The organism is Leisingera sp. F5, assembly GCF_001593695.1.
In genome coordinates this window covers 1-3,164 of record NZ_LUKH01000271.1, presented here as the reverse complement: position 1 = coordinate 3,164, position 3,164 = coordinate 1, and the positions used below count along the sequence as shown (strand labels likewise).

Here is a 3,164-nt window from a genome sequence, read left to right as displayed (position 1 = left end):
GCACCTCAGGCTGGGCTTCACCGGCAAAGGGTTAGCCGCCGCAATCCGCTTGCACAAGGCAATAGCCCGCGCGCCGCCGCGTCACGCAGCCGCGCGGTCCGCCATCTGCGCCAGCGCCTGCTCCACCAGTTCCGGCCCGGCCCCGGCGCGGCAGGCCCCCTCGGACAGCATCCGCCGCCATTGCCGCGCGCCGGGGCGGCCGGCAAACAGACCCAGCATATGCCGGGTGATCTGGTTCAACTTGGCACCATCGGAAAGCCGAGCCTCGATGTAGGGCAGCATCTGCCGCACCGCCTCAGCAGGATCGCTCACAGAACCCGTCCCGTAGATCTCCGGATCAGCACCGCAGAGAACCTCGGCCGGCTGGTGATAGGCTGCACGCCCCACCATCACCCCGTCCAGACCGCGGTCCAGATGCAGCTTGGCTTCGGTCAGCGTGGCGATGCCGCCGTTGATCGAGATATGCAGATCCGGAAAGGCAGCCTTCATCTGGTGCACTAACTCGTAATCGAGCGGAGGAATGTCCCGGTTTTCTTTCGGACTCAGCCCCTGCAGCCAGGCCTTGCGGGCATGGATCGTCACCCGCCGGCAGCCCGCCGCGCGGATCTTGTCCAGAAAGTCCGGCAGCACCTCTTGCGGTTCCTGCTCATCAACGCCGATACGGCATTTGACCGTGACCTCGGCCTTCACGGCCTCACGCATGGCTGCAACGCAGTCCGCCACCAGCTCCGGCGTCTGCATCAGAACCGCGCCAAAGGCGCCGGATTGCACGCGGTCACTGGGGCAGCCGCAGTTGAGGTTGATCTCGTCATAGCCTGCATCAGATCCCAGCTTTGCAGCCTCTGCCAGCTCAACCGGGTCAGAGCCGCCCAGTTGCAAGGCCACCGGATGTTCGTCGTTATGAAAGTCGAGCAAGTGCAACGCTCCGCCCCGCACCAGCGCAGGCGCGGTCACCATTTCGGTGTACAGCAGCGTCTCCCGGCTCAAGAGCCGGTGCAGATACCGGCAATCGGACGTCGTCCAATCCATCATGGGTGCAATGGATAGGCGCGCAGCCCGTCGAACGTCGGAAAACCCTGATTTTTCTTGTTTTTTTGGATTCGCCATTTTGCGCGTTTTCCCCATTTTGGCCCGATTTAGCCCCGTTTTTGAGTGCAGTGCTACAGAATGTAGCACCGACGGCGCCGTGTAGCACTTTTTTCCGCCTGAGTTCCAGCACTCCAAATCATGCGCTGCCGGGCAGCCACCCTATCCCATCGGTTTTCCCCCATTCAGCCCGATCGCCCCCAGTTTGGGATTCAAACCCAATCAAACCCGCTTCCGAAAAAACCGAACGATCAGATGTCCCGGCCATGGAAAACCCGTGACTGAAAGGAACTCCCATGGGAACTATCACAGAACGCCTCAAGACCAATGGCAAGTCGAGCTTCACCGCTCAGATCCGCAAGAAGAAAAAAGGCAAAGTCATCCTCAATTTGGTCGAGACATTCGCCTCTGAACAGGCAGCTAAAAGCTGGCTAAAACGTCGTGAAGGCGCATTGAAAAAGCCAGGGGGATTGTCACGCGCCGTGAACGCGAAGGCACGCAAAAGCGTTGCCGATTGCATAAGCGATTACGCCGATGCTTCCCCTGAAGGTTTTGGGAAATCCAAATCTCAAATGCTGAGCTATTTCCAACGACTGGATTTCGGCGCGTCCGCCATAGAGGATCTTACGGCACGGGATTTTGTGAAGCTCGCCATGGAGCTTCTGTCAGGACTTCAAGCTCGCCCTTCTGACCCAAAAAAAGATGCGCCAGCACACTACGCCCTCAAACCCCGCAAACCTCAAACGGTCAACGGCTACATGGTGACGCTGGGCACGCTCATCCGCTTTGGTGGACCAATCTGTGGCGTCACCATGCCGCGCGCAGAGTTCGAGGAGGCGATGCGCACCCTTCAACATCAGAAAATCGTGACAAAATCAGCGCAGCGAACCCGCCGGCCAACTCTCAACGAGCTCGACTTGCTAATGACTCATTTTATTAACGGCTACAGGGCAAACCCTCGCTTGGTACCCATGCACAAAATCGTGGCTGCAGCGATCTTCGAAACCCACCGCCAAGGAGCCCTTCTACTGCAAACTTGGACTGATTATGACCTGGAGAATGAAGAAATCACTATCCGCAACATGAAACACCCGAAGCCGACCAAGGGCAACGACATGACGCTCTCCATTCAGGAGGAAGCCCGGGCAATCATCGAGTCCATGCCTCGCACTGACGACAGGATCTTCCCCTACAACAGTGATGTTGTCAGCCGCCGGTTCACCGATGCCTGCAAACTGCTCGGAATCGAAGACCTGCATTTCCACGATCTACGCCATGAGGGAATTTCCCGCCTGTTCGAGATGGGGTTGACCATCCCACAGGTAGCGCAAATCTCAGGTCATCAATCCTGGCAGTGTCTGAAGCGCTACACGCAGATAAAGCAGCGTGGTGATAAATATGAAGGCTGGAAATGGTGGTCGGCTGTGACATCCTAATCAGTGTTTTCTGTCCGCTTGCGCGCCAGCCAAGGTTCGCAAGCGTATCAGGGGTTCACTCAAATGACATCACTTCCCAGTCACCTGACGAGGAGTTCACTAAAGCGGCGTAAGGATAGGTTTTCATGATTGGCTCCAATTCGCCCATGACACATATCAAGACATTTTCGACTGATGCACAAAAATCCAAACTTGATTGGAAGCGATTGGGTTGCATGACATGCCGATTTCTAATCCTCTGACTTCGATCAGTGAATTCTGGATGGGTATCATAAGCCCGATTATTGAACATCTTATTCTTTACTTTGCGATAGATGTCCAATGATCCGAGCAGTAGGATCCCGCCTGCGCCAGCAGACAAATAAGGATTGGGCACCTCAACACCTTTGATCCATTTCCACCTTTGATCCTCTTCCACAGATTCGCATAGCCTCATTGCATATGCATCGGCTTGGAATTCCTCCATTTTTGCTCCATCAATCTCTTCGACATTTCGACCATGGTTCAAAACATGATGCGAGTATTCATGAGAGAGTCCAAATACTTCCATAGCAAAAGCCATTTGCTCGGCGTTGTTGCAGAACTCTGAGTGCTAAGGATTCACATCACGAATCCATGCGGTTAGACGGGGCAGATGAGCAA

3 protein-coding genes are annotated in these 3,164 nt (G+C 55.6%); 1 reads left to right on the top strand and 2 read right to left on the bottom strand.

Features of this window, described 5'->3' with window-relative positions:
* Positions 1–81: 81 nt before the first annotated feature.
* The gene (gene dusA / locus A2I95_RS28700) at positions 82–1,107 is read right to left on the bottom strand and encodes a tRNA dihydrouridine(20/20a) synthase DusA (protein ID WP_291735382.1); all 1,026 of its coding nucleotides are present in this window, start codon (positions 1,105–1,107) and stop codon (positions 82–84) included.
* Between the two features lie 275 nt (positions 1,108–1,382).
* Between dusA and A2I95_RS28695 the strand changes: the two genes are divergently transcribed.
* Positions 1,383–2,522 (top strand): site-specific integrase, encoded by a 1,140-nt coding sequence (locus A2I95_RS28695; protein WP_291735380.1) that lies wholly within the window; start codon positions 1,383–1,385, stop codon positions 2,520–2,522.
* 55 nt (positions 2,523–2,577) lie between these two features.
* On the opposite strand, the gene A2I95_RS28690 is transcribed toward A2I95_RS28695, so the two are convergent.
* Positions 2,578–3,084 carry a hypothetical protein gene (locus A2I95_RS28690; RefSeq protein WP_291735378.1) on the bottom strand — a complete coding sequence of 169 codons (507 nt, stop codon included), beginning with the start codon at positions 3,082–3,084 and terminating at the stop codon, positions 2,578–2,580.
* Between the last annotated feature and the right edge of the window lie 80 nt (positions 3,085–3,164).